Origin of the sequence: Blochmannia endosymbiont of Polyrhachis (Hedomyrma) turneri (assembly GCF_000973505.1) — a bacterium.
Classification (GTDB): domain Bacteria; phylum Pseudomonadota; class Gammaproteobacteria; order Enterobacterales; family Enterobacteriaceae; genus Blochmanniella.
In genome coordinates this window covers 662,259-687,818 of record NZ_CP010048.1, presented here as the reverse complement: position 1 = coordinate 687,818, position 25,560 = coordinate 662,259, and the positions used below count along the sequence as shown (strand labels likewise).

Sequence of the window (25,560 nt, the reverse complement as noted above, 5' to 3'; positions counted from 1 at the left end):
TATTATTTATGTTGAGTTTTATTATTTTTTTATTAGAACAAAAATGATTTAATAATATATTGTGAATTTTGTGTTTGTTAATAATTCAATTATTATTAAAAGTATAGTATTTTTAAAGTATTTTATGTTTCAAAATATATTTAATTATTGTATTTGATTATTAGTATATGATGTATATGATATGCTGATTTATCAGATATAGTATGTGATGTTATTTTAAATAAGAGTATTTTTTTGAGTATAGTGTAGTTATTGATATTTTGAGCTTATAGAATTGTAATAATTGCGCGAGTGTTAAATGATAAGTGTTAGTATGATAATTATTGGAGTATAAAATGCAATTTTCTAAAATGCATGGTTTAGGTAATGATTTTATGGTGGTGGATTCTATAACTCAATATGTTTCGTTGTCTTCATCTGTTGTACGTTTTTTATCTGATCGTCACCATGGAGTAGGTTTTGATCAGTTATTGCTTATAGAATCTTCTGATCAGTTGGATGTTGATTTTTGTTATCGTATATTTAATTCTGACGGTCAAGAAGTGTACCAATGTGCTAATGGAGTGCGTTGTTTAGCACAATTCGTTCATAGGAAAAAATTAACGAATAAATCAAGTATATGTGTTGCTACTAAAACTAGGCGTATGATGCTGTTTATTTTAGATAATGAGATATGTGTCGATATGGGAGAACCTGAGTTTGATTCGAAGAAAGTTCCGTTGTCTTCTTGTTTGAGTAATGATTCGTTAAATGATTCTTTTTTTGTTTTTATTGCTGGTCGTGAAATAACATTTTGGACGGTATCTATGGGTAATCCGCATTGTGTGTTGATTGTGAAAGATGTACAAGTTGCTGAGGTATCAGTTCTTGGCCCGATTTTGGAAAATTATCATTATTTTCCTGAAAGGGCTAATATTAGTTTTATGGAAATCGTGAGTGATAATCATATTCGTTTACGTGTTCATGAGAGAGGTGTAGGTGAGACACGATCTTGTGGCAGTGCTGCTTGTGCAGCGGTTTCTGTTGGTATTCGACAAGGCTTATTGTCTCATTGTGTCGCAGTAGATTTATTGGGTGGTAGTTTAATGATTAATTGGGAGGGTGTTGGTCATTCATTATACATGTATGGTCCGGCTACTCATGTTTATGATGGATATATATATATTAGTAAAGATATTGGTGATACAATATAAATTTTGGTCATTTTAGTAATTATTTATTTATATTAATAAGACATTTTATCTAGAGATATGTTTATGGTTTATAAAGATGGTTATGTACATGTAGAAATTGGTAGTAAAAATATTTGATATATTTATGAGTTTTTTATGTGCTATAAGCAAGCGGCGGTGTATGTTATATTCAGATTGTTTTTATTTGAATATGATAGGTAGTGTGTTTCATTTTTCGTTTGTTTTATGTGCATATTAATTTTAAAGGATTAAATATGTATTTTTGTTGTGATTTAAATCCAATATTTGCATTATCGTTTGATTTTGATAATACATTATATGATAACCGTTCGGTTATTGCATATGCAGAGCATCAGGCATTATTGTTTTTAAAAAGGTATCATCCTGTTTTATGTAATCTCAAGCAAGGTGATTGTGATAAGTTTCGTTTGTGGCTATATCAACAAGATCCTAATGGTTGTCATGATGTAACGTGTTGGCGATGGAGATCGTTAGAATTAATGTTATTGAATTTTGGTTTAAGTAAAAGAGAGGCTGGTTTTGCTTCGGATTGTGCTATGGATATTATTATTCGTTGGCGTAGTCAAGTTAATATATCGGTAAATGTGTGCAATGTATTATTAGAATTAGCTTCTAGGTGGCCGTTAGTGGCTATTACCAATGGTAATTTGGATCCTGATTATTGTGGGTTGTCAGGTTATTTTTCTTATATTTTTCGTGCAGGAAGGGATGGGAAAGCCAAGCCTTATGGAGATATGTATTCTTTGGCAGCTAAAAAGTTGGGGTTGCCTTGTAAGAATATTTTACATATTGGTGATAGTTTGATTATGGACGTTATGGGGGCAATTATTTCTGGTATGCAATCTTGTTGGATATATGAATATGTTAATTACGTGCCTGTTTATTATGGTATTAGTAGACACTTTTCTCCTCATGTAAAAATTTCATCTTTATTTTCATTGACAAATTTATTGTAGTCAGTGAAGTTTGTTTATTGTTTATAGGGGTTATGTTAGTATTTGCGTATATGTTGATAATGTTTACTGGTACTTTCTTTATAGTAAAGTATTGAATATTAAAGTATATTATTTAAAATTTGATATTTATTATGTTATGTATTTTTATTATTTTTATCTGAATATTGTTTATTTGTGTATTGTGTTGTTGTTTTTTTTGTTTGGTATTTGTTTTTTGAATAGTGTGTAAATGTTTTTTGTGATTGTGTGTTAGTTGTGTAGTTGGTAAATTATTTGTTTGTAGGTATAGATTATGAATAACAATAGTTTCGTTTTTTTTGTGTTTGTATATTATGTGGATAGTTGATAGTTGTTCATTATTATATAATATTAGTAGAGTGTATTATTATTAGTTGATAATAATATATTATTTGTTATTTTCAAATTTTTAATTTTTAGGATTAGATTATTTTTATGACATTTTTATTTTAAAGTTTTCATGAATTATATATCAATTTAAGATTATTATATTTAATATTTTTATTGTAATTTTGATTTTTTTAATGTACACAATGTAGTTATGTCGGTATATTTTTTGTTTATTTTTTTATGATTGATTGTTGTGTAAAGTTAGTAATTAATTAAATATTATAGTTATTTTATTTTTTATGGTATATTTAGTAAATATTAGTGATTTTAAAATGATTTTATATATTTTAAAATTGTTGTTTTGGAATAATTAATAGAATTTTTTGATTTATTTGTTCAATATGTTTAATTATGTTATTTGAAAATAATTTTGAATGATTTGACTTTTATTTTGATTAAGAGAATTCAATAATATTGACAATGAATATATTAGATATTTTAAATATAAGTATTGTTTTAGTATATTTAATTTTTGGGTGGTATATTAATTAGTGAAATGGTGTATATATATTTTATATTGATGTTTGGATGTTTATGATTATGTGAGTTAGTATATGTTTATTTATTGTTGAGAATATTTATATGTGAAATGTATAAATTAGCTAGATAAAATTTATGTTATTAATTATAATGATATACTTGGGTTTTATTAGTTTGATTGATGGTGCATGTAAAATTGTTTTATTTATTATTAAATTATTTTAGTTTCTTTTGAGATTGTTGTGTTTTTTAAAATTTAGTTGTTGTAGTTTTGTATTTATGCCGGATAAGGAAATAATGGCGTATGTTTGTTGCGTTTCAATTAAAAAATCAATATTTATATCCTATTGATATACAAAATTTTGAGTTTAGTGAATTAATTGGGTCAATTTGGGTTGATTTAATTAATCCCACTGATTATGAGTATAGATTGATATATACTATATTAGGAGATAATTTAGTTAAATTTTTGAAATTTAGTAATATACATAAAACATTGTATCATTTGCGTGATGAGAATGTTTTATGTGTACGTGCATTTTTTTTGTATGAAGATCCTTCTGGTTTTATCAATAGTGTTATTATTTCTTTTGTTATTTGTGATAATCGTCTTTACACGTTTTGTGATAGGAATATTTCTATTTTGTTTTGCTATCAAATATGTATTGAACAGTATCCTTTAGTACAAGGGAATGTTTATATGTTGTTGTTAACTTTATTTGAAATTTCTCTTGATTATTTGTCGGATAAAATGAAAGTTTTTTATAAAAATTTAGAAGATTTAAGTCTTGTAGTTACTAATGGATTGCCAATTTGTGAGTATGACGGTATACTTTCCGATCTTTCATGGTTAGAAAGATTGGGTTGGAAAATTCGTTTATCTTTATTAGATATTCAACGGGTGATTTATTTTTTAATTAATAAAGTTGCATTACCTTTATCTGGTTATAAAGGAGCAAAGGATATTGTTACTTATATTGATTTTTTATTGTTTCATAATGAATCTTTGTTTAAAAAGATTCATTTTTTAATACAAATAATTATGAATTTTATTAGTATTGAACAGAATAGAATTATTAAAATTTTATCGGTAATTTTTTTACCGCCTACCTTGGTTGCTTCTAGTTATGGTATGAATTTTGAGTTTATGCCCGAATTGAGATGGTCGTTTGGGTATCCTGCTGCTATTATATTAATGGTATTATCTGGTATAGCACCTTATATTTATTTTAGATACAAAAAATGGTTATAATATAATGGTGTTATGTTGTTATATAATAATTTATATTGTTAATATTTGAATTAATAAATATCATATTGTTTTTTATTATTTAATATGGTTTATTTGAAATATTTAATTGTAAAAGATTATGATGATTGTTTTTCTGTGATACGATTTGTATAATGTGTCATTTACTGACATAGTGTTTTACATTTGGTGTCTTATATTTATATTGATATTTTATTATGTGAGAATTGATTGAGTATATAGTTACGTTTATTATATTTTAAACATTTAGAATGAGGAATGAAATTTTTATTTATTTATATTTTATTTTTTAATATGTAATTATGATGTGATATGTATGGAAGTTAATATATGTATATTATGTGTGTTATTAGTAATTGTGGTTATTTGAATGATGATTAGTTCGATATGTATTTTTGTTTATTGTTAATTTAAAAATTATATTAGTAAAATAGGTATTATATTAAATGAATAATTATAAAGGATTTGTATATGTTTGCTATTATTGCATCTGATTTAGATGGTACATTGTTATCTCCGGCTCATAATTTAACTGATTTCACCAAAAATGTATTACGTTTGTTAACTTCTTCTTATGGAGTGCATTTTATTTTTGCTACCGGGCGTCATCATGTTAATGTCATTAAAATACGTGATAGTTTAAAAATTGACGCATATATGATTACTTCTAATGGTTCTCGCGTGCATAATGTTTTGGGAGAGTTGATATTGTCTTATGATTTAGATCCAGTTATTGCTGGTGAATTATTAAATGTGGTATCTAGGGATGAGAAAATTCTTATTAATATTTTTAGGAATGATCAATGGTTTATTAATCGTGATAGGATGGATCATGAACATTTTTTTCGTGAGTTTGGGTTTTCGTATGAAGTATATCAGCAGGATGAATTACCTACAGATGGTATTTGCAAGATATATTTTACTAGTGCAGATTGTAATCGTTTACTAGTGTTAGAAAATTTATTGAAGCATCGTTGGGGTGATTATATTAATATTAGTTTTTCATTACCTATGTGTCTTGAAGTGATGCCTATTGGTGTTTCTAAAGGTCATACTTTAGCACGGGTGGTGGATATTTTAGGGTATAGTTTGAAAGATTGTATTTCTTTTGGGGATGGAATGAATGACAGGGAAATGTTGGCGATGGCTGGAAAGGGATGCATTATGGGTAATGCTCATCAACTTTTAAAGGATACATTACCGTTTTTAGAAGTTATTGGTAGCAATGAAGATGATGCTGTGCCTCGTTATTTGCAATCATTGTTTTTGGGAATTTAAGTGTGTATCTGTATTAATTTGTTTTTTGTATAGAATGTAATTTATTATTAGATGAAATGATTGTTGTTTTGTATTTTTAGTTATTTAAAATTTATAATGTTTGTTAATTTTTTATTTTTATATTGTTTATTGTTATTAAAAAAATTCATATTGTTATTTCAGATGTTAGTTGTAATGTTTATTGGTGGCAATCGTATTTATTATTAATATTATTAGCTAAAGCTTGAGTGAATTAAATGTAATAAAAGTTTTTAAAATTTAAATATTAATTGAAGAGTTAATTTTAATGTTACAATTTCAATGTTAACTAAAGTTAAAATCGCATGCATTTTATAGAAAAATAATTTTAAATAATTGTTAATGTTTTATTGGTAAATTTCTATAAAATGTAAAATTCGTTATATTTATATTTTTAATATTATATTGTTAATATGTAATTACAGTAGTTGATATTATTTTTGCAGCTTATTATTGTAGTAGATAAGTTTTATTTTTGCTATTATTTATTGAGATAATCTCGTATGCCATCAAGTAACATTTGAGTGGAAATCATTATAAGTAATAATCCCATTAATCTTTCTAATGCACTAATTCCTTTATCCCCTAGCAAGTGTGAAAATACGTTAGAAAGCATCAATATAAGCATTGATAGTGCCCAAGCAATTAGTAATGATAGTGTTAATAGATTTAATTGATCAGGATATTGGTGTGATAATAGTAATAATGTTGCTAAAACTGATGGTCCAGCTACTAAAGGAATGGCAAGTGGTACTAAAAATGGTTCTTCTCCGTTTGTTGTGTTTGTGTTATTACCTTCCGTGGTAGGAAAAATCATTTTAATGGCAATGAGAAATAAAATGATTCCTCCAGAAATCGATACTGTTTCTGTATGTAGATTAAGAAAAGATAAAATATGTTCGCCAATAAATAAAAAAATTAACATAAGCAATAATGCAATTAACATTTCTCTAATAACAATAATTTGTCGTCTTTTGGGTTCTATATGTTTAAGAACTGACATAAAAATTGGTAAATTACCGATAGGATCCATGATTAAGAACAATAAAATTATAGATGATATCATTTCGTTCATTATTAATTCCTTTTTGGTAGTATCTTTAATGTATAATACTAAATTTATATGTATCTTAAATAATAAAATTTATTTGATATGATGTTATAATAAAGTATATACTCAATTTTGAGTATATATGTGTAGTATATATTTAACTGGATGGTACTATATTTTAAGATACTTAAGATTTTTGTTTTGTTTGATAAAAGTAATGGGTTAGTTAAAAAATCAAAAATTTTAGAGATAAATCATATGAAACGGGTTGGTTTTATCGGTTGGCGGGGTATGGTTGGTTCCGTACTTATGCATCGAATGCATGAGGAACATGATTTTAAGAATATTTCCTCTGTTTTTTTTTCTACATCACAGTTTGGTCAATCTATTTTAACTATTAATGATCAGCGACAAGTTTTGCAGAATGCTTGGAATTTAGACTTATTAAGCGAATTAGATATTATTGTTACTTGTCAAGGGAGTGAGTATACTAGTGTGGTGTATTCACAATTAAGAGAGAATGGTTGGTTGGGTTATTGGATTGATAGTGCTTCATTATTAAGAATGCAGGATGATAGTATTATTATTTTAGATCCGGTTAATAGTAAATTAATAGATCGTGCTATTGATCAGGGTGTGAAAACATTTATTGGAGGTAATTGTACGGTTAGTTTAATGCTAATGTCTTTAGGGGGTTTATTTGCAGAAAATTTAATAGAATGGATATCTGTATCTACTTATCAGGCTGCTTCTGGTTATGGTGCACAGGGAATTCGTGAGTTATTATTACAGATGGGACAATTGTATAATATAGTAGTTGATTTATTACATGATCCATCTGCATCAATTTTAGAAATTGAGCGAAAGGTAACACAATTAAGTCGTGGTAATTCGTTATATGTTGATTGTTTTCGTGTCCCTCTAGCTGGTAGTTTGATTCCTTGGATTGATAAAATTTCAGACAATAAGGGGCAAAGCAGAGAAGAATGGAAAGGTCAATCAGAAACTAATAAAATTCTTGGAATTGTGGATGATGATACAGTGTGTATAGATGGTGTATGTGTGCGTGTGGGATCATTACGTTGTCATGCTCAGTGTTTTACTATTAAATTAAAGAAAGATGTTTCTTTATTAAATATTGAGAAGATTATATCTGCTCATAATCGGTGGGTTCGTGTTATTCCCAATGATCCTGATTGTTCATTGCATGAGTTAACTCCGGTGGCTGTTAGTGGGACATTGAATGTACCGATTGGGCGTCTTAGGAAAATGAATATTGGTTCCCTTTATTTATCAGCGTTTAGTATCGGTGATCAGTTGTTGTGGGGTGCTGCTGAGCCTTTGCGAAGAATGTTACTGAAATTGTTGTGATTTTTTGTTTTGTTAATATGGTAATCGTGTTGTTTTTTTAAAATATTATTGTTATGTGATTATTATGTTATTTGTAATGATTTTATTTTTAATATTAGTAATAATATCAATAATATGAATGTGATCCGTGTATATGTTCAGTAATGTCTTTTATGCCTTTTAGCTCTGGAAATAAATTAAGTAATTTTTTTTCTATTGCGTCTTTTAAAGTGTAAGATACCATGGAGCACCCATTACAACCGCCCATGAATTTTAGTATAACAAATAGATCTTGTGTGATTTCTATTAATTTAATTTCCCCTCCGTGGTATTGTAATTGTGGATTGATTTGGGATTCTATAACATTTTCAATGTTTTTTAATAGAGTGGCGTTGTTATTATATTTTTTATGTGTTTGTTTTGTTATATTTGGTGTTGTTAATGTTAGTTTGCATTCTAGTTGATTAGTGATAAGATCGATTTTTGCGTTTTGTAGGTATTTTTTACTAGTTTGATCGATAAATATTGATATTAGATCAAATTGTAATTTAATATCAGTGTTTTTAATGGTTTGTGGAGAACAGTAAGATATTTTACATTCTGCATATTGAGTGCCTGGATTGATGACAAATACACGTATTTGAGTATTGAACGTTTTTTTAGATAACAATTCTAAAAAGTATTCTTGAGCAAGTTTAGTGATTTTTATCATAGTGTAGATTTCCGAATAGTTTTAAGTATTATTTTGGTTATGAAGATTTATTTTTATTATTAAACGGTATGAAAATAGAATTAGGATTATTATATTTTATTTTTTTAGTATAGAAAATAGAATTTGGTTAAATTATAGGTTGTTATTAATTAAATTTGTTTAGATGTATTTTTTTATATATTACATGTGTGTTTAATTTTTTTATATTATATGGAGATTAGTTATGGTGGTTTATTATTAGAAGAGTGTTTGTTAAGTGTTTTCAAGAATGTGTTGTGGTGTGATATGTATGCAATTTTTAATTGATTGTTATGATCATGCAAGAAGTCTAAAAATTGTATTTAATATTGTGAAATATTTTATCTTTAGTTGTTATTGATTAGTATCAATTGTATTTGAAATTTTTAGTGTTGTGATTGATATTTTTTGGTTCATTTTTTTATAGATTTATTATTGTTAGTATTTGGTTTTCATTGATTTTTTTGATTATCATGATTTGTTTTTTGATGTTATAATTTTTTTGATTATTGTTTTAGTATTAATATTTTTTTAAATTTATTGTGGTATAATTTAGATAAGTTAGCAATATGGTGATAGTTGTTTTTTTATTTTTTTGTTAATAATTTTGTTGATGGATAGTAAATATACCAGATTGTGTGATGGTTGTTTTTTTAAATCAATATGATGAGAAAATATTTTACAGATTGATTTAATGGATTGTTTGTTATGATATTTCTGTTTGTAAATATCAGATATATGTATAAGGTAAATTATTTTAGGTATTTGTTTATAAATATTAATTTTAATTAATGTCTATTTTTTATCTGGAAGATAAAAAAGTGGTTATACGTATTTTTTGATAATTAATATCTTATTTTTATGATATCATGTTTTTTGATTAATATTTTGTGTATGTTTGTGAGATTTTTATTAATTCATGAGATATACTTTTGTTTGTGATAATTACATTTTTTGTTTGTTTATATTTATTATTTATATGTTTATAAATATAGATTAAATTGCAAATAGTATTTATGGATGAGTTTTTGGTATGTAGACGTGTATTAAAATATGTTAGTATTAATATACATTTGTGAAATATAAATTTTTTGGACATTCATTAATATTGAGAACAAGACTGAATTTGTTTTTAATGTTGTATTTGTAAATCCAATGTTATGGTTTGTATTGGATAATGAATCGCAATTATTATTAATTTAGTATGATATTTTTTGAATTTAAGATAATTATAGTAATTTTTGAAGTTAGTGGTGTGTGTTGTTTTTATTATGTATTTATTGTTTGATTGATTAATAATTAAATAATTATATAAAAATGGTAGAAAAACGTAATATATTTCTTGTTGGCCCTATGGGGGCTGGTAAAAGTACGGTAGGTCGTCAGCTTGCACAGAAATTGCATATGGATTTTTTTGATTCTGATACTGAAATTGAAAATCGCACTGGTGCAGATATAAGTTGGGTATTTGATGTTGAAGGTGAAGAGAAGTTTCGTGAACGAGAAGAGAAGGTTATTTCTGAATTAGCTAGTAAGCATGGCATTATATTAGCTACTGGTGGTGGTTCTATTCAGTCTTTGAAAACAAGGAATTGTCTTTCGGCTCGTGGTTTCGTGATATATTTAAAAACTAGTGTTACTAAACAATTTTTTCGCACGAAATATGATAAGAAACGTCCGTTATTACAAGTCGTGGATGACTCTCAAAATGTTTTAGAAAAATTAGCTAATGAAAGAAATCCATTATATAAAGAGATTTCTGATTTCGTCATATGTACTGATGAACAGAATGCGAAGATGATTGTCAATAAGATTATTCATATGTTAAATTTTTGTGGTTGATGATGAATTCATGCAATGTTAGTTATTGGTTTTGAGAAATTTGATGAAAAAAATTGTTGTAGAATTAGGAGAACGTAGTTATCCAATTGTTATTGGATCTGGTTTATTTTCTTCTTTGTTATCTGGGTCTTCATTACAGAGTGGTGAAGTGGTGATGTTGGTTACTGATGATAATATTGCTTCAATATATTTAGATTTTGTATGTAAATCTTTAAGTGATTTTGGTGTAAGTGTAGACCAATTAGTTATATCGTCAGGTGAGTCTTATAAATCGTTAAGTATGTTTGAGTATATTATTACTGAATTATTAAAAAAAAGGCATAACCGTAATGTGATATTAATTGCTTTTGGTGGTGGTGTTATTGGAGATTTAGTAGGATTTACAGCGGCCACTTATCAAAGAGGTGTACGTTTTATTCAGGTACCCACAACGCTTTTAGCTCAGGTTGATGCTTCTATTGGAGGAAAAACTGGGGTTAATCATGCTCTTGCTAAGAATATGATTGGTGTTATTTATCAACCGATTTCTGTTATTATTAATTTAGATTTTTTATATACATTGCCGTCTAGAGAGTTTTCTTCTGGATTGGCAGAAGTTATTAAATATGGCATTGCTTTTGATTCTGATTTTTTTGCATGGCTTGAGTGTAATATAGAAAATATTTTAAATTTAGAAGTTTCATCATTATTTTATTGTGTTCGTCGTTGTTGTGAATTGAAAAGTTTTGTAATAACAAATGATGAACATGATCAAGGAAGTGGTGTTCGGGCATTATTGAATTTAGGGCATACATATGCTCATGCTATTGAATCTTATTTTAAATATAGTCAGGAGTGGTTACATGGGGAATCAGTATCAGTAGGTATATTAATGGCTGCGAATCTTTCTTGTATGCTTGGTTATTTATGCGATGTAGATTTAAAACGTATTCGATCACTTTTATCACGTGCTGGTTTGCCAATTTCCCCTCCAAAAACAATGGAAATAGGTGATTATTTATCTTATATGATTCGCGATAAAAAGAATATTTCAGATGATTTGTGTTTGATATTACCAGTTTCGATTGGTCATGCACGAGTATGTACTAATATAGCACATAGGTTAGTTAAAGAATCTATTAGGGGTATATTAGGGGATATGTAATGTGATACAACAGGGAGTTAAAATTGTAATATGTATTATTATTCTAAAACTTTAAATTTTGTGATTGATTTGAGTTGTTGTATTATTATATATATAAATCTTATATAACGGTGTTTATTAACGTTAATATAATATTTTATGCATTAATGTTAATTGATTGTGTTTTGTGATTTTTAGTAATATATGATGTGTCATACTTATTAAATAGAGTTTGTATTGATTTAATATTTGTTTGTTGTCCTTGATGTGTAATATTTTAACTCTGTTAGTGAGTGTATAATCTTAAATGTTTAGTGTTCATTGTTAATTTTTATTTGTATTTTTTTGTATTAGTGTGTTAATTGGGAATTATAAATAATGAATCGTTCATTAATTGCTGCTTCGATTTTGTCGGCTAATTTTGCTGTTTTAGGTGAGGATGTTTCTCGGGTTATATCTGCTGGTGCAGATTTGATACATTTTGATGTAATGGATAATCATTATGTTCCTAATTTAAGTATAGGTCCAATGGTGTTAAAATCTTTAAGACAATATGGTATTTCTGTACCTGTTGATGTTCATTTAATGGTAACACCGGTAGATAATTTGATATTAGAGTTCATTCGTGCAGGGGCTGATTTTATTAGTTTTCATTTGGAAGCTAGCGATCATGTTGATCGTTCTTTGCAGTTAATTAAAGATAATGGTTGTAAAGCTGGTTTAGTATTTAATCCATCAACTCCCTGTATTTATTTAGAATATGTAATAGAAAAACTTGATATGATTGTGTTGATGTCAGTTAACCCGGGTTTCGGTGGTCAAAGTTTTCTTCCTATTGTCTTGAATAAAATTAAGCAAGTTCGTCGGTTGATTTCTCAAAGTGAGTGTGATATTTTGTTATCGGTGGATGGTGGTATAAAACTTGGTAACATTTCTTGTGTGTCTAATGCTGGTGCTGATGTTTTTGTGATAGGTTCAGAGATTTTTCATCAATTAGATTATCGATCAATGATTGATAGTTTGCGTATTGCTTTGTTATGATGATTTAATATTTTTTTATATTTTTATTTTTGAGTGATATTATTTTAATTTTTAATAATGATTGTGGTTATTAACGGAGTTTAATGTATTTTGTAGTAATTTAATCATTGTTATTGTTTTTTGGTATTGTCTGTTGTTAAATATGTTATTTCTCAGATTGTTGTGGATTATGGGATAGTGTGATGTTTAATTACTGTAAAATAATTATATATTAATTTTTCAACATTTATATAATTTTATAATGTTTTTTATATGTATTTTTGTTAATTATTTTGTTTTTATTATTATTAATAGTGATTTTTGTTTTATGGAATTATGTAAGAATGTCTCAAGCTATTTCGTTTAGTGCTATTCAACCCTCAGGAGATATTACAATCGGGAATTATATAGGGGCGTTACGTCAATGGGTAGAATTGCAAAATACTCACAATTGTATTTATTGTATAGTTGATTTACATGCCGTGACAAATTACTTAAATGTTAATCAGTTGCGGTCTCGGTCTATAGATGTCTTAGCATTATGTTTAGCTTGTGGCATAAATCCAGATATTTCTACAATATTTATGCAGTCTCATGTTCATGAGCATTGTCAATTAAATTGGTTGTTAAATTGTCATGCTTATTTTGGTGAAATGTGTCGTATGACTCAATTTAAATCCCGTATGAAACGAAATTTTTCTAATATTAGTTTGGGAGTATTTAATTATCCAATATTAATGGCGGCAGATATTTTATTATATCAAGCTAATTATGTTCCAATAGGGGAAGATCAGAAGCAACATCTTGAGCTATGTCGTAGTATAGCATCTAGATTTAATTCTATGTATAGTTCGTCAGTTTTTACTATACCTGATGCGTTTATTCCTGAAAGTGGTTCTCGTATTATGTCTTTATTAGAGCCAACTAAAAAGATGTCTAAATCTGATGTTAATCAGAATAATGTTATTGCTCTTTTAGATGATCTTGAGTTGGTCGAAAAAAAAATTTATGCTGCAGTTACTGATTCTGATAATCCTCCATTAATATTATATGATCCAGTTCATAAACCAGGGATTTCTAATTTATTAGAAATATTGTCGGTTTTTACTGGTAAGTCTGTTTCACATTTGGAATCTATGTTTATGGGAAAGATGTATGTTCATTTGAAGCAGGAGGTTATAAAGGAGTTAACTGAATTTTTAATGATATTACAAAATCGTTATCGTGTTTTTCGTCAGGATGAGAAATATTTGTTTAAAGTATTATATAATGGCGCGAAAAAGGCACGTTGTCTTGCCAAGAAGACTTTGAAAAATGTGTATGATGTGGTTGGTTTTATTGATCGTAATATTTATTAATAATTTTGAGTAAGCAAAAATAGTTGAGAGTTTTTTGTTATTATGTTGTTTCTTTATTGTTATGTTGATGATTATGTCAGATTTTATAATAGTGATTTAGTGTTCTTTTTTGTGTGTATTTGTTGTTTCTATATTATAGAATAATAGTGTTTGTGCAATAGTTATTATTTGTGGCTGCAAAGTTATATTATGTTGTTGTATTCATTTATTTTTAAATATAAGTGCTGATATTTTTTTATGTTTTTCGAGACATTTAAAATCTTTATAAATTATTTATTTTTTTCAAAGAAAATTTGATTTAGTATTAGATTGCTTAGTTAATATTGTTGTTATGTTGTTATTTGTTATTATTAATGTATAGTGAAAGTAAAGTTTTGTGTGTTTATTTATAGTATAAAGATGAATAGAAAAATTTTAATTATAGATAATTATGATTCTTTTACTTGGAATCTGTATCAGTGTTTTTGTTATTTAGGTGCTGAGGTAGAGGTGCGTAGACATGATGTAATTAATGTATTAGATATTGAACGATTATCACCTAATCGATTAGTAATTTCGCCTGGGCCAGGTACTCCACATAATTCAGGAATTTCGTTGTCAGCAATTTATAGTTTTTATAATAAAATTCCTATTTTAGGTGTTTGTCTAGGACACCAGGTTATTGCCCATTTTTTTGGTGCGAAAATTGTTCATGCTCGTTGTATTATGCATGGGAAATCTTCTGTCATTCATCATGATAGGACAGGAGTGTTTTATCGATTACCTCAATTTTTGAAAGTTATACGGTATAATTCTTTAATTGTAGATATTTCTACTTTGCCATCTTGTTTACGAGTTAGTGCTTGGAGTGTAAAGTGTAATAAGTTTGATGAAATTATGGGAATAAGGCATTGTGATTTACCAATAGAGGGGGTTCAATTTCATCCAGAAAGCGTGTTGAGTGAATATGGGTGTCAATTATTGAGAAATTTTATGAGATTATAATGACATATTGTCTAGATTAGTATTTTATATTATAGTTATCGTGTGATCGTGGGGATTTTGTTTGTTGTTTATAGTATTATATATAATTGTTGAAAGTTATTTTTTTAGATTGCATGATTTTAATTTTTTTTATTTGAGTTGTGTCTGTGTTCAATGTTTTTTAGATATTTTGTGTTAGATATGATTTATTGTAGCATTGTGGTAGTATTGTGGTTCTAGAATGTTTTTTTGAAAGTTATTTCATACTAGAAAATTGTGCTTTATTTTTATTGGTATGTACAGATTTAGTAGTCATATTTTAATTTAGTAGTCATATTTTATATGTAGATAGTTTTTTGTATGTTTTTAAATAATTTAAATAGTTTTATGATAATGTTATTAGATTATGTAAATATATAATCTAGTTATATTATATAATATATTTATATTATAGGTGTATTATGTATTGTTTTTTTGCATTGATTAATGATGTTGATCTAAAATTATTTTGGTTTATGTTGTGAGTTTTTGTGTTGTGTTTGTTGTTATTTTTGTACACTGTAAAATATAAGGCATCTGAATGTTTATTTTTGTTTAAAGTGAGGATTGTATTAAGATTTAAATCTTATAAGATAAGGATGATATTTATTAATAAATGTTGTGTTTCTTGGTTGTTTATTAGTGTGTTATATACAGCAAAGGATATAATAATATGTGGAAATTTCAATGTGATAAAATATTATTGGTTAAATAATTATGAAGTCATTATTAATTAAATTTATTTTGTTAATTTTAATAATAGCAATAGTTTTAACTGGTTGTGTATTATATTGATATTTGATATAATTTTATTTATATTAATATTATTATTGTGTTATAATAATACTATTATTGAGTGTATGATGGCGCGTTACTGTGTTTTTATTGATGTGTGATTTTTTTATTTATAACTGCAATAGTGTGAAATGTTTTGATATTTGTAAAATGTGGTGTTTGTAATCGTTATGGTAATGTGTTTTTAGTTGTGTGATACAATATTGCATTTAATAGATTGTACAGTAAAATTTGTGATAATATTTATGATGTTAGTATAATATTTAGCATGGTTGATTTAATGTTAGTGTTGGTTTTTTGTTTTTTATTTTAAACATTTGTATTATATATATATTATTATTACATTATAAATATTAATAAATATTATATTAATATATCGTCATGCATGTATGTTATGAATATTTTGTACAATATTTTAATTTAATCGCCTAAGCTTAGTAGATTTGTTATTATGTTTGATTTTTAGTGGATGGTGTTTTATCGTAATTATTTAAATTTAATTTATATATTATATAATATGCTATGTATCTAATCTATCTGCATTTATTAAGTACGCTATATACCTCTATCTTTAAGTAAGCTATGCGTCTTTAAATTTATTAAATTTTTATTTTTATGATAATGAATTAAAATGAATTAATGAGTTGGTATTGTATATTGTTATTGTTATGATGTGACTGTCGTTTTTTTTGTTTTTTTATGTTACATTATACGCTTGGCCTGCAGGGTATGTTTGATGTAATTTTGTGTTCACTGGTGTACGTATATTTTGAGGTATATTCAATGTATTTTAGTATTTTTTATAAGCATGGTATTTTATGATATTTCATAAGCATGCAATATTTGAAATAAATATTTTAAAAAATTTTCATTGTGAATTTTTTTATTTGGTTAAAAAAAAGAATTTGTTAGTATGTGTTGTTACAAATAGGTAGTTTGATAAATAATAGGGGTATAAAAAAATTGAATGATAAATATTAATATTAATAGGCAGTTTTTCGTTGCTCTCTTTAATTTAATGTTTATTGTATGAATTATTCAGGTGGTTATTGGTATCAATATGGTATTGTGATGTATTTGTTTAAGAATAGCTATTTTTTTAATATTTTAGGGATAATTGTTTAAATGACGACAATCAATCAACTTGTTCATAATCCACGAAGTGTGAAAGCGATTAAAAGTAATGTCCCAGCATTGGGAAGATGCCCCCAAAAAAGAGGGGTATGTATTAGAGTCTACACTACCACGCCAAAAAAGCCAAATTCTGCTTTGCGTAAAGTGTGTCGTGTTCGTTTGACGAATGGTTTTGAAGTGACATCCTATATTGGTGGTGAAGGTCATAATTTGCAAGAGCATGCTATAGTTTTAATTCGTGGGGGGCGTGTAAAGGATTTACCGGGTGTTCGTTATCATGTTGTACGTGGTGCATTAGATTGTTCTGGTGTACAAGGTAGAAAGAAAGGACGTTCGAAGTATGGAGTGAAACGTTTAAAGGATTAAGTATGATTTTATGATTAATGTTTAAAATTTTTTTATGATATTTTTAGTTATACCATGTGTAAATTTTTTTGGGATACTGTTTCGTCGACTTTTTGTAGTAGTTATAGCAAAATAAATTAGATTTAGTTTAAATTTATCAGTGTTGTATTGGTCATGAGTTTGATGATGTTTTTTGAATAGCATCATTGTTTTTAAATTGTGTTAGATGTATATTTTACAAATTTAAAATTGTATTATTCTGTTTTTTAATTTTAAGCTTTAAGTAGTTTGATATTTATTATATAATTTATGTATATTGGTATAATTATTTTGGTATTTTGATTTTGTTGTAAGTGCATATAAAATGTTTTCAGGATATATTTATGTCTCGCCGACGAATTGTTACGCAAAGAAAAACATTACCTGATTTGAAATTTAGCTCTGAAGTTTTAGCTAAGTTCATTAATATTTTGATGGTAAATGGGAAAAAATCAGTGGCTGAAACGATAGTGTATACGGCGTTGGATATTTTAGTTGATCGGTTGAATAATAAAAAGCTACCTTTAGATATTTTTGAGCAGGCTTTGAATAATGTACGTCCAATTGTTGAGGTTAAATCTAGAAGAGTTGGTGGTTCTACTTATCAAGTCCCTGTGGAGGTTCGTCTTGTTCGGCAAAATACATTAGCCATGAGATGGATTATTAGTGCCGCTAGAGAACGTAAAGATAAGTCTAAGTCAATGTCATTGAAATTAGCAAATGAATTGTTTGAGGCAATAGAGGGTAGAGGGAGTGCTGTGAAAAAGCGGGATGAGATACATAAAATAGCGGAAGCAAATAAGGCTTTTGCGCATTACCGTTGGTGAGTGTTTTTTGTGTAAGTGGTGATTATGTGTTTTGGTTGTTAGTGTTTTGTATGTTTAAAAATTAGTGATCAGATAAAACTGGTTTTAGTAGTGTATGATATATGATTTGATGTTTAATGGTGTTGTTTTTTGTATTATTTATTTTTGATGAAAGGTTGTTTTGAGGATCATGGCATGGTTAGGGTTACACCTATTATGAGATATCGAAATATTGGTATTACAGCGCACATTGATGCTGGGAAAACTACTACAACTGAACGTATTTTATTCTATACTGGTGTAAATCATAGAATGGGTGAAGTTCATAATGGCGCTGCGACTATGGACTGGATGGTGCAAGAGCAGGAAAGGGGAATTACAATTACTTCTGCAGCTACTACTTGTTTTTGGTCTGGTATGGCCGATCAGTTTTCATCGCATCGAATTAATATTATTGATACTCCTGGTCATGTTGATTTTACTATTGAAGTAGAAAGATCTATGCGGGTATTAGATGGGGCAGTTATGATATATTGCGCAGTAGGTGGTGTGCAACCGCAATCTGAAACTGTATGGCGACAAGCTAGTAAATATAAGGTTCCTTGTATTGCTTTTATCAATAAAATGGATCGTACAGGTGCTGATTATTTTCGTGTGATAGAACAATTGAAGACTCGTTTATGTGCTAATCCTGTTCCAATTCAGTTAGCTATTGGTGTGGAGTCAAATTTTATAGGTGTTGTTGATTTAATTAAAATGCAAGCTATTTATTGGGATGATATGGATCAAGGTTTAACTTTTAGATATGGTGATATACCTGGGAATTTGTTACAATTGTCTAATCAGTGGCGTCAAAATTTGTTAGAGTATGCTGTTGAATCTTCTGAGGAATTGCTTGATCGGTATTTATCTGGAGCAGAATTATCGGAGCAAGAAATTAAATCTGCTTTACGTCAACGTGTTTTAAAGAATGAAATCATATTGGTGACTTGTGGGTCAGCGTTTAAAAACAAGGGTGTGCAAGCTATGCTAGATGCAATTGTTGATTATTTACCAGCACCAAATGATGTTGTGGCCATTAAAGGTCTTTCTCGAGATGGAAAGTTATTTTTAGAGCGTCATCCTAGTGATAAAGAACCGTTTTCAGCATTAGCCTTTAAAGTTGCCACTGATCCTTTTGTTGGAAATCTGACTTTTTTTCGAGTATATTCCGGTGTAGTTAGTGCAGGGGATAGTGTGTTGAATCCTCTTAAAGAAAAACGTGAAAGGCTAGGTCGAATTGTTCAGATGCATGCTAATAAACGTGAGGAAATTAAATCAGTATATGCGGGGGATATTGCTGCTGTTATTGGTTTAAAAGATGTTTCTACCGGTGATACTCTGTGTGATGAGTCTGCTCCTATTGTTCTTGAGCGTATGGAATTTCCTGAACCTGTCATTTCTGTTATGGTTGAAGGTAAAAGCAAGGTAGATCAGGAAAGAATGAGTTTAGCATTATCTCGTTTAGCACAAGAAGATCCTTCGTTTCGTGTTTGTGTTGATCGGGAGTCTGGACAAACTATTATTTCTGGCATGGGTGAGTTGCATTTGGAGATTCTTATTGATCGAATGCATAGAGAATTTAATGTTGAAAGCAATGTTGGTAAACCGCAAGTGGCTTACCGTGAGACCATTCGTCATATGGTGGAGCAGGAAGGTAAATTTATTCGTCAGTCTGGTGGTCGTGGGCAGTTTGGACACGTTTGGTTGCGTGTCGAGCCTATGGAACCAGGAGGTACTGGTTATGAATTTGTGAATCAGATTGTTGGAGGCGTAGTACCAAAAGAATATGTGCCAGCAGTAAATAAAGGCGTCCAGGAACAAATGAGTAATGGTATTTTAGCTGGTTATCCAATTGTTGATATTCGTGTAAGTATTTTTGATGGCTCATACCATGAAGTGGATTCGTCTGAGATAGCTTTTAAAATTGCGGGGTCAATAGCTTTCAAGGAAGCTTTTATGAAGGCTAATCCAGTTTTATTGGAGCCAATTATGAAGGTAGAAGTAGAAACTCCTGAGGAATATATGGGAGACGTTATTGCTGATTTAAGTCGTCGTCGAGGTGTAGTTAATAAAGTGGGGGATTTGATTAGTGGTAAAGTAATATGTGCGGATGTTCCTTTGTCAGATATGTTTGGTTACGCAACTGGTTTACGGTCACAGACTCAAGGTCGTGCATCTTATTCTATGGAATTTTTTAAATATAGTGAGGTACCGAGCAATATTGCTCGATGTATTATTGAGAGTAGTAATATTAAATGAGCTATTAATAATTTTTATATATTTATAGCTAGAGATAATTTTGCGATTAATTAAGGAATATAGTTGTGTCTAAAGAAAAGTTTCAACGTATAAAACCGCATTTGAATGTAGGTACCATTGGTCATGTTGATCATGGCAAGACTACTTTAACTGCTGCTATAACAAGTGTATTATCTAAAATTTATGGTGGTTCACCGCGTGCTTTTGATCAAATTGACAATGCTCCAGAAGAAAAAGCTCGTGGTATTACTATTAATACTTCGCATGTTGAATATGATACTTCTGGTCGTCATTATGCTCATGTGGATTGTCCGGGTCATGCAGATTATGTTAAAAATATGATTACTGGTGCTGCGCAGATGGACGGTGCCATTTTAGTAGTTGCTGCTACTGATGGTCCCATGCCTCAGACTCGGGAGCATATTTTGTTAGCTCGACAGGTAGGTGTGCCATATATTGTTGCATTTATGAATAAGTGTGATATGGTAGACGATTCTGAATTACTTGAATTAGTGGAAATAGAAATTCGTGAATTGTTATCTCAATATGATTTTCCTGGCGATGATACCCCGATCATTCGTGGTTCAGCTTTAAAAGCGTTAGAATCAGATAGTCATTGGACTCCAAAAATTTTGGAATTAGCAGAAGTGTTAGATCATTATATTCCAGAACCCAAGCGTGCTGTGGACCAGCCGTTTTTATTGCCAATTGAGGATGTGTTTTCTATTTCCGGTAGGGGAACGGTGGTTACTGGTCGTGTTGAACGTGGTATAATTAAAGTTGGTGAAGAGATAGAAATTGTTGGCATTAGGGAGACGGTTAAAACCATTTGTACTGGAGTAGAAATGTTTCGTAAGTTGCTGGATGAAGGTCGTGCCGGAGAGAATATTGGTGTTTTGTTACGTGGTGTTAAGCGTGATGATGTGGAGCGCGGTCAAGTGTTGGCTGCCCCAGGATCTATTAAACCTCATAGTTGTTTTGAGGCAGAAGTATATGTTTTAAATAAGGAAGAAGGTGGTCGGCATACGCCGTTTTTTAATGGTTATCGGCCCCAGTTTTATTTTCGTACTACGGATGTTACTGGAACTATTGAATTACCCAAGGATGTGGATATGGTAATACCTGGTGATAATGTTAAAATGTTGGTTAACCTTATAGCTCCTGTTGCTATGGATGATGGTTTACGGTTTGCTGTTCGAGAAGGAGGTCGAACTGTTGGTGCTGGTATTGTGGTGAAGGTGGTTTCATAGAATTCATTTGGAAATGGTTATGAATGTTTTTTAAAATTATTTTTTTGGTTAATATAGAATAATTGTTTAGTTAAGTGTGTTATTTTTTTATAAAATTTTGATGGTGTTGTGTTTCGCTTTATTTTTGTTTGGAGGTTGTAAGATTAAGAAGATTTGTGGTGGTAGATATTGTTTTTATATAGACACGATTAAGTGGTTGAGTGCGCTAACACTACTCATATTAGCTGTTATTGGTAGCTATCTTTATCGTGATTGGGGTTTGTTTTATCGAATAATAGTTGATGTATGTGTTGTTTTAGTTGCTGGTTATTTAGTGTTATTAACGAATCGTGGTGGGTTATTGGTTGTTTTTTTTCGAGAGTCATATTCAGAAGTACGTAAAGTAATTTGGCCGACTTTTCGTGAGAGTGTATATACTACTGCTATTGTTATTATTGCTACGATTCTTGTTTCTTTGATTTTGTGGAGTCTGGATGGTCTTTTGGTGCGTATAGTATCGTTTGGTTTGAGGTTATAAGTGGAATGTCTGAAGCAGTGTTGAAACAGCGTTGGTATGTTATTCAAGCATTTTCTGGTTTTGAGAGTCGGGTAGCATCTTCGTTACGAGAATATATAAAGTTGCATAAAATGGGAGATTATTTTGGTGAAATAATGATTCCTACTGAAGAAGTTGTTGAGATGCGTGCTGGGCAGCGAAGAAAGAGTGAGCGGAAATTTTTTCCTGGTTATGTTCTTGTGCAGATGGTGATGAATGATGCAAGTTGGCATTTAGTTCGTAGTGTGCCCCGTGTGTTGGGTTTTGTGGGTGGTACCTCCGATAAGCCAGCTCCAATTGGGGATAAAGAAGTGAATGCTATTATATATCGTTTGCAACAAATTGGTGATAAGCCTCGACCTAAAATATTATTTGAGCCTGGTGAGCTTATTCGTGTTAGTGATGGCCCGTTTTCTGATTTTCATGCGACGGTAGAAGAGGTGGATTATGAAAAAAGTCGTTTGAAGGTGTCTGTTTCTATTTTTGGTCGTGCTACTCCAGTGGATTTAGATTTTTGTCAAGTTGAAAAATGTTAAGTTTAATTTGTGTTTTGATTAGGTGATTAGATATATTTCAATAAAAATTTTTTATATTTTAAGTGTTTTTGTTTTTTTATTTATGTAGGTATGGTGTTATGGTTAAGACAGTAAAAGCATATGTTAAGTTACAGGTTCCAGCAGGTGTAGCAAGCCCAAGTCCACCAGTTGGACCTGCGTTAGGGCAACAAGGTGTGAATATTATTGAGTTTTGTAAGTTGTTTAATGTAAGAACGGAGAATATTGAAAAAGGATTACCAGTGCCTGTTGTTATTACTGTCTATTCTGATCGTTCTTTTACATTTGTTACTAAAAACCCACCTGTTTCTGTACTTCTGAAAAAAGCTGTTGGTATTGAATCTGGTTCTAGTAATTCTAAAATAACAAAAAGTGGTACTATTACTTATGATCAAATTCGTGAAATTGCAAAGGTTAAATCCTCAGATATGACAGGTAGTGATTTAGAGGCAATGTCTCGTTCTATTATTGGTACTGCATATTCTATGGGATTAATTGTAAAAAGGGATTAATGTTACACTATGATTAAATTAAGTAAACGTATGTCTATTATGTATAGTGCAGTGGATGCAGGTAAGCAGTATGATATTTTGGAGGGAATATCTTTGTTAAAAGAGTTATCTACTGTACATTTTATTGAGAGTCTTGATGTTGTTATATGTTTGGGTATTGATCCAAAAAAATCTGAACAAAATATTCGTGGTAGTATATTTTTACCACATGGTACTGGTCGTGATGTTTGTGTTATTGTGTTTACGCAAGGAACTAATGTGATTTTAGCGAAGAATGCCGGTGCAGATTTTGTTGGTTTAGATGATTTAGTGAATTATGTTACTAATCGGAAAAATAAATTTGATGTTGTGCTTGCGACTCCTGATGTTATGAATACAGTTGTTCAGTTAGGGCCTGTGTTAGGTCCTCGTGGTTTGATGCCTAATCCGAAATTTGGTACTGTTTCTCATGATATTGCAGAAGCGGTTAGAAGAAGTAAGATAGGTCAAATTCGATATAAGAATGATAAGTATGGTACTATTCATGCCAGCATTGGAATGATTTCTTTTAGTTCTGATAAACTGAAAGAGAATTTAGTGGCTTTAATTATGGATGTAAAGAAAAATAAACCTATAAAATCTAAAGGTGTGTTTTTTAAGAAAATAATGGTTTCTAGTAGTATGGGCGTTGCTTTATCTATTAATCAGAATAGTTTATTTCTATGATTTTTTAATTTATTTTTTGTAAGTTGTTGGGAGTTATAGCGTGAATTAGTCATATGTTTTTAGTTGTATTTTTTGGATTAGTGTGATATCGCTGTTAATTTTCATGTTATAATACAATAGTATTTGTTGATTTATCATCAACAGTTGGTTTATTATCAATAGAATATGATGATTATTTTTTTGTGCTGATTTCTATTCGTTATAGTTTCATGGTAGAAACTAAAGTAATTTTAGTATTATGTGAATATATTACAAGGTAAATGATGACATTAAATTTTAAAAAAAAGCAGCAAATTATTTCTGGGGTCAGAGATGTTATAGAATTTGCTGTTTCTGCTGTAGTTGCTTCATTGGAAGGAATTACAGTAAATGAGATTACTGGTTTGCGTGATATGTGTCGAAAAAGTGGTGTTTATGTGTATGTTGTTCGTAATACATTAATGCGGCGTGCTTTGATAGGTAGTGTTTTTGAGGGTTTACAAAATCTTTTTTTTGGGTCTAATGTTATTGCATTTTCCAGTGTGGAAATCCGTGATTGCGCGAAGATTTTTGTACAATTTTCTAAAAGTAATCCAAAATTTAAGATAAAGGGAGCTATGTTTGGTGGAATACTTTTTGAGGAATCCAATATTGTATCATTATCTTCTTTACCGACCTATAAAGAGTCTATTTTAAATTTGCTATATGCTATCAAGAATATTTCTATAGGAAGATTGCATGTTGCACTTCGTATATTGTCTACTTTTAAAGAAAATAGGATAGGTGGTTAGATTTTTTTAGGTAATTCGAGTGGTTTTTTGATGTAGTTTATAATTTGTGATCATAATGTAAGTAGTGTTGAGTATTTATGTTAAAATTTTATTGTGTATGTGTTTGTTATTTTTGTTTATATATTGTCATATTATATTTTAGGAATTTTAAACATGTCTCTTAGTAAAGAACAAATTTTAGATGCAGTGTCTGAAATGTCTGTGATGGATATAGTAAAATTAATTTCTATGATGGAGGACCGATTCGGTGTGTCATTATCCTCTGTACCGTCTGTAGTTCCTGATGTTGTTCAAGAAACTGTAGTGGAGGAGCAGTCAGAGTTTGATGTAGTATTAAGTAGTATTGGTAAAAATAAAATTTCTGTAATTAAAGTAGTACGTTCTAATCTGAGTTTAGGTTTGAAAGAGGCTAAGGATTTGGTTGAATCTGCTCCAGTTACTATTAAAACAGGAATTAGCAAGGATGAAGCGATTGTTTTAAAGAAAATAATGGAAGAGGCAGGGGCTGTTATTGATATTAAATAAATAACATCATATTGGATTTTAAATATGTGTTGATGGCTCAGATAGAGATGCTGGTAGTGATTAGATACTGCCAGCTTTTTTGTATAAGTAAATATTGATAATATAAATTATCTAGTAGTGTTTGGTAGTGTTATTAAGAAGTTGATATTTTAATTTTATTTGTTTTTACAAATTGTTAATTTTTTTGAT

At 29.1% G+C, this 25,560-nt stretch carries 22 protein-coding genes; 20 read left to right on the top strand and 2 right to left on the bottom strand.

Annotated features, from left to right (window positions below):
• Positions 1 to 335 precede the first annotated feature (335 nt).
• The 4 genes from dapF (at position 336) to yigL (ending at position 5,606) form a co-directional block, all read left to right on the top strand.
• Positions 336 to 1,193 (top strand): diaminopimelate epimerase, encoded by an 858-nt coding sequence (gene dapF, locus BTURN675_RS02870; protein ID WP_046289017.1) that lies wholly within the window; start codon positions 336 to 338, stop codon positions 1,191 to 1,193.
• 254 nt (positions 1,194 to 1,447) lie between these two features.
• Positions 1,448 to 2,170, top strand: coding sequence for a 5-amino-6-(5-phospho-D-ribitylamino)uracil phosphatase YigB (yigB, locus tag BTURN675_RS02865; RefSeq protein WP_046289145.1), 723 nt, complete (start codon positions 1,448 to 1,450; stop codon positions 2,168 to 2,170).
• Positions 2,171 to 3,362: 1,192 nt separating this feature from the next.
• A complete protein-coding gene (locus BTURN675_RS02860; protein ID WP_046289016.1) occupies positions 3,363 to 4,310 on the top strand; it encodes a CorA family divalent cation transporter in 948 nt (315 codons plus the stop codon).
• A 489-nt stretch (positions 4,311 to 4,799) separates the two neighbouring features.
• A complete protein-coding gene (yigL, locus tag BTURN675_RS02855) occupies positions 4,800 to 5,606 on the top strand; it encodes a sugar/pyridoxal phosphate phosphatase YigL (RefSeq protein WP_046289015.1) in 807 nt (268 codons plus the stop codon).
• A gap of 499 nt (positions 5,607 to 6,105) precedes the next feature.
• Here yigL and BTURN675_RS02850 read toward each other — a convergent pair whose 3' ends face one another.
• Positions 6,106 to 6,699 carry a YhgN family NAAT transporter gene (locus BTURN675_RS02850; protein WP_046289014.1) on the bottom strand — a complete coding sequence of 198 codons (594 nt, stop codon included), beginning with the start codon at positions 6,697 to 6,699 and terminating at the stop codon, positions 6,106 to 6,108.
• Positions 6,700 to 6,933: 234 nt separating this feature from the next.
• Here BTURN675_RS02850 and asd point away from each other — a divergent pair, with 234 nt between their 5' ends.
• The gene (gene asd, locus BTURN675_RS02845; RefSeq protein WP_046289144.1) at positions 6,934 to 8,046 is read left to right on the top strand and encodes an aspartate-semialdehyde dehydrogenase; all 1,113 of its coding nucleotides are present in this window, start codon (positions 6,934 to 6,936) and stop codon (positions 8,044 to 8,046) included.
• A gap of 106 nt (positions 8,047 to 8,152) precedes the next feature.
• Here the strand turns inward: asd and BTURN675_RS02840 are convergent, their stop codons facing one another.
• Positions 8,153 to 8,737, bottom strand: a complete 585-nt coding sequence (locus BTURN675_RS02840) for an NfuA family Fe-S biogenesis protein (protein WP_046289013.1) — start codon at positions 8,735 to 8,737, stop codon at positions 8,153 to 8,155.
• Between the two features lie 1,335 nt (positions 8,738 to 10,072).
• Between BTURN675_RS02840 and aroK the strand changes: the two genes are divergently transcribed.
• From aroK to rplL, 15 genes are all read left to right on the top strand, one after another.
• On the top strand, positions 10,073 to 10,597 hold the full coding sequence (aroK, locus tag BTURN675_RS02835; RefSeq protein ID WP_046289012.1) for a shikimate kinase AroK: 525 nt from the start codon (positions 10,073 to 10,075) through the stop codon (positions 10,595 to 10,597).
• 43 nt (positions 10,598 to 10,640) lie between these two features.
• Positions 10,641 to 11,741, top strand: a complete 1,101-nt coding sequence (gene aroB, locus BTURN675_RS02830; protein ID WP_046289011.1) for a 3-dehydroquinate synthase — start codon at positions 10,641 to 10,643, stop codon at positions 11,739 to 11,741.
• A 357-nt stretch (positions 11,742 to 12,098) separates the two neighbouring features.
• Positions 12,099 to 12,761, top strand: a complete 663-nt coding sequence (rpe, locus tag BTURN675_RS02825; protein ID WP_046289010.1) for a ribulose-phosphate 3-epimerase — start codon at positions 12,099 to 12,101, stop codon at positions 12,759 to 12,761.
• Between the two features lie 323 nt (positions 12,762 to 13,084).
• Positions 13,085 to 14,098, top strand: a complete 1,014-nt coding sequence (gene trpS / locus BTURN675_RS02820; protein ID WP_046289009.1) for a tryptophan--tRNA ligase — start codon at positions 13,085 to 13,087, stop codon at positions 14,096 to 14,098.
• A 399-nt stretch (positions 14,099 to 14,497) separates the two neighbouring features.
• On the top strand, positions 14,498 to 15,082 hold the full coding sequence (locus tag BTURN675_RS02815; RefSeq protein WP_046289008.1) for an anthranilate synthase component II: 585 nt from the start codon (positions 14,498 to 14,500) through the stop codon (positions 15,080 to 15,082).
• Positions 15,083 to 17,020: 1,938 nt separating this feature from the next.
• Positions 17,021 to 17,395: a 30S ribosomal protein S12 gene (rpsL, locus tag BTURN675_RS02810; RefSeq protein WP_046289007.1), complete on the top strand. Its 375-nt coding sequence runs from the start codon at positions 17,021 to 17,023 to the stop codon at positions 17,393 to 17,395.
• 362 nt (positions 17,396 to 17,757) lie between these two features.
• Complete coding sequence (rpsG, locus tag BTURN675_RS02805) at positions 17,758 to 18,240, top strand: 30S ribosomal protein S7 (protein ID WP_046289006.1); 483 nt, start codon at positions 17,758 to 17,760, stop codon at positions 18,238 to 18,240.
• 174 nt (positions 18,241 to 18,414) lie between these two features.
• Complete coding sequence (fusA, locus tag BTURN675_RS02800; RefSeq protein WP_046289143.1) at positions 18,415 to 20,520, top strand: elongation factor G; 2,106 nt, start codon at positions 18,415 to 18,417, stop codon at positions 20,518 to 20,520.
• 65 nt (positions 20,521 to 20,585) lie between these two features.
• The gene (gene tuf / locus BTURN675_RS02795) at positions 20,586 to 21,770 is read left to right on the top strand and encodes an elongation factor Tu (RefSeq protein ID WP_046289005.1); all 1,185 of its coding nucleotides are present in this window, start codon (positions 20,586 to 20,588) and stop codon (positions 21,768 to 21,770) included.
• 100 nt (positions 21,771 to 21,870) lie between these two features.
• On the top strand, positions 21,871 to 22,287 hold the full coding sequence (gene secE, locus BTURN675_RS02790) for a preprotein translocase subunit SecE (RefSeq protein ID WP_082086689.1): 417 nt from the start codon (positions 21,871 to 21,873) through the stop codon (positions 22,285 to 22,287).
• Between the two features lie 5 nt (positions 22,288 to 22,292).
• A complete protein-coding gene (gene nusG / locus BTURN675_RS02785; protein WP_046289004.1) occupies positions 22,293 to 22,841 on the top strand; it encodes a transcription termination/antitermination protein NusG in 549 nt (182 codons plus the stop codon).
• Positions 22,842 to 22,939: 98 nt separating this feature from the next.
• A complete protein-coding gene (gene rplK / locus BTURN675_RS02780; protein WP_046289003.1) occupies positions 22,940 to 23,371 on the top strand; it encodes a 50S ribosomal protein L11 in 432 nt (143 codons plus the stop codon).
• Positions 23,372 to 23,380: 9 nt separating this feature from the next.
• A complete protein-coding gene (gene rplA / locus BTURN675_RS02775) occupies positions 23,381 to 24,076 on the top strand; it encodes a 50S ribosomal protein L1 (RefSeq protein WP_046289002.1) in 696 nt (231 codons plus the stop codon).
• 263 nt (positions 24,077 to 24,339) lie between these two features.
• The gene (rplJ, locus tag BTURN675_RS02770) at positions 24,340 to 24,846 is read left to right on the top strand and encodes a 50S ribosomal protein L10 (RefSeq protein WP_046289001.1); all 507 of its coding nucleotides are present in this window, start codon (positions 24,340 to 24,342) and stop codon (positions 24,844 to 24,846) included.
• A gap of 153 nt (positions 24,847 to 24,999) precedes the next feature.
• Positions 25,000 to 25,371 (top strand): 50S ribosomal protein L7/L12, encoded by a 372-nt coding sequence (rplL, locus tag BTURN675_RS02765; RefSeq protein ID WP_046289141.1) that lies wholly within the window; start codon positions 25,000 to 25,002, stop codon positions 25,369 to 25,371.
• The last annotated feature ends 189 nt before the right edge of the window (positions 25,372 to 25,560 follow it).

What these genes read in the sequence shown, in the direction of transcription:
- dapF (WP_046289017.1), top strand. Translation starts at nt 336, where the DNA reads ATGCAATTTTCTAAAATGCATGGTTTAGGTAATGATTTTATGGTGGTG.
- yigB (WP_046289145.1), top strand. Translation starts at nt 1,448, where the DNA reads ATGTATTTTTGTTGTGATTTAAATCCAATATTTGCATTATCGTTTGAT.
- BTURN675_RS02860 (WP_046289016.1), top strand. Translation starts at nt 3,363, where the DNA reads ATGTTTGTTGCGTTTCAATTAAAAAATCAATATTTATATCCTATTGAT.
- yigL (WP_046289015.1), top strand. Translation starts at nt 4,800, where the DNA reads ATGTTTGCTATTATTGCATCTGATTTAGATGGTACATTGTTATCTCCG.
- BTURN675_RS02850 (WP_046289014.1), bottom strand. Translation starts at nt 6,699, where the DNA reads ATGAACGAAATGATATCATCTATAATTTTATTGTTCTTAATCATGGAT.
- asd (WP_046289144.1), top strand. Translation starts at nt 6,934, where the DNA reads ATGAAACGGGTTGGTTTTATCGGTTGGCGGGGTATGGTTGGTTCCGTA.
- BTURN675_RS02840 (WP_046289013.1), bottom strand. Translation starts at nt 8,737, where the DNA reads ATGATAAAAATCACTAAACTTGCTCAAGAATACTTTTTAGAATTGTTA.
- aroK (WP_046289012.1), top strand. Translation starts at nt 10,073, where the DNA reads ATGGTAGAAAAACGTAATATATTTCTTGTTGGCCCTATGGGGGCTGGT.
- aroB (WP_046289011.1), top strand. Translation starts at nt 10,641, where the DNA reads ATGAAAAAAATTGTTGTAGAATTAGGAGAACGTAGTTATCCAATTGTT.
- rpe (WP_046289010.1), top strand. Translation starts at nt 12,099, where the DNA reads ATGAATCGTTCATTAATTGCTGCTTCGATTTTGTCGGCTAATTTTGCT.
- trpS (WP_046289009.1), top strand. Translation starts at nt 13,085, where the DNA reads ATGTCTCAAGCTATTTCGTTTAGTGCTATTCAACCCTCAGGAGATATT.
- BTURN675_RS02815 (WP_046289008.1), top strand. Translation starts at nt 14,498, where the DNA reads ATGAATAGAAAAATTTTAATTATAGATAATTATGATTCTTTTACTTGG.
- rpsL (WP_046289007.1), top strand. Translation starts at nt 17,021, where the DNA reads ATGACGACAATCAATCAACTTGTTCATAATCCACGAAGTGTGAAAGCG.
- rpsG (WP_046289006.1), top strand. Translation starts at nt 17,758, where the DNA reads ATGTCTCGCCGACGAATTGTTACGCAAAGAAAAACATTACCTGATTTG.
- fusA (WP_046289143.1), top strand. Translation starts at nt 18,415, where the DNA reads ATGGTTAGGGTTACACCTATTATGAGATATCGAAATATTGGTATTACA.
- secE (WP_082086689.1), top strand. Translation starts at nt 21,871, where the DNA reads ATGGTGTTGTGTTTCGCTTTATTTTTGTTTGGAGGTTGTAAGATTAAG.
- nusG (WP_046289004.1), top strand. Translation starts at nt 22,293, where the DNA reads ATGTCTGAAGCAGTGTTGAAACAGCGTTGGTATGTTATTCAAGCATTT.
- rplK (WP_046289003.1), top strand. Translation starts at nt 22,940, where the DNA reads ATGGTTAAGACAGTAAAAGCATATGTTAAGTTACAGGTTCCAGCAGGT.
- rplA (WP_046289002.1), top strand. Translation starts at nt 23,381, where the DNA reads ATGATTAAATTAAGTAAACGTATGTCTATTATGTATAGTGCAGTGGAT.
- rplJ (WP_046289001.1), top strand. Translation starts at nt 24,340, where the DNA reads ATGACATTAAATTTTAAAAAAAAGCAGCAAATTATTTCTGGGGTCAGA.
- rplL (WP_046289141.1), top strand. Translation starts at nt 25,000, where the DNA reads ATGTCTCTTAGTAAAGAACAAATTTTAGATGCAGTGTCTGAAATGTCT.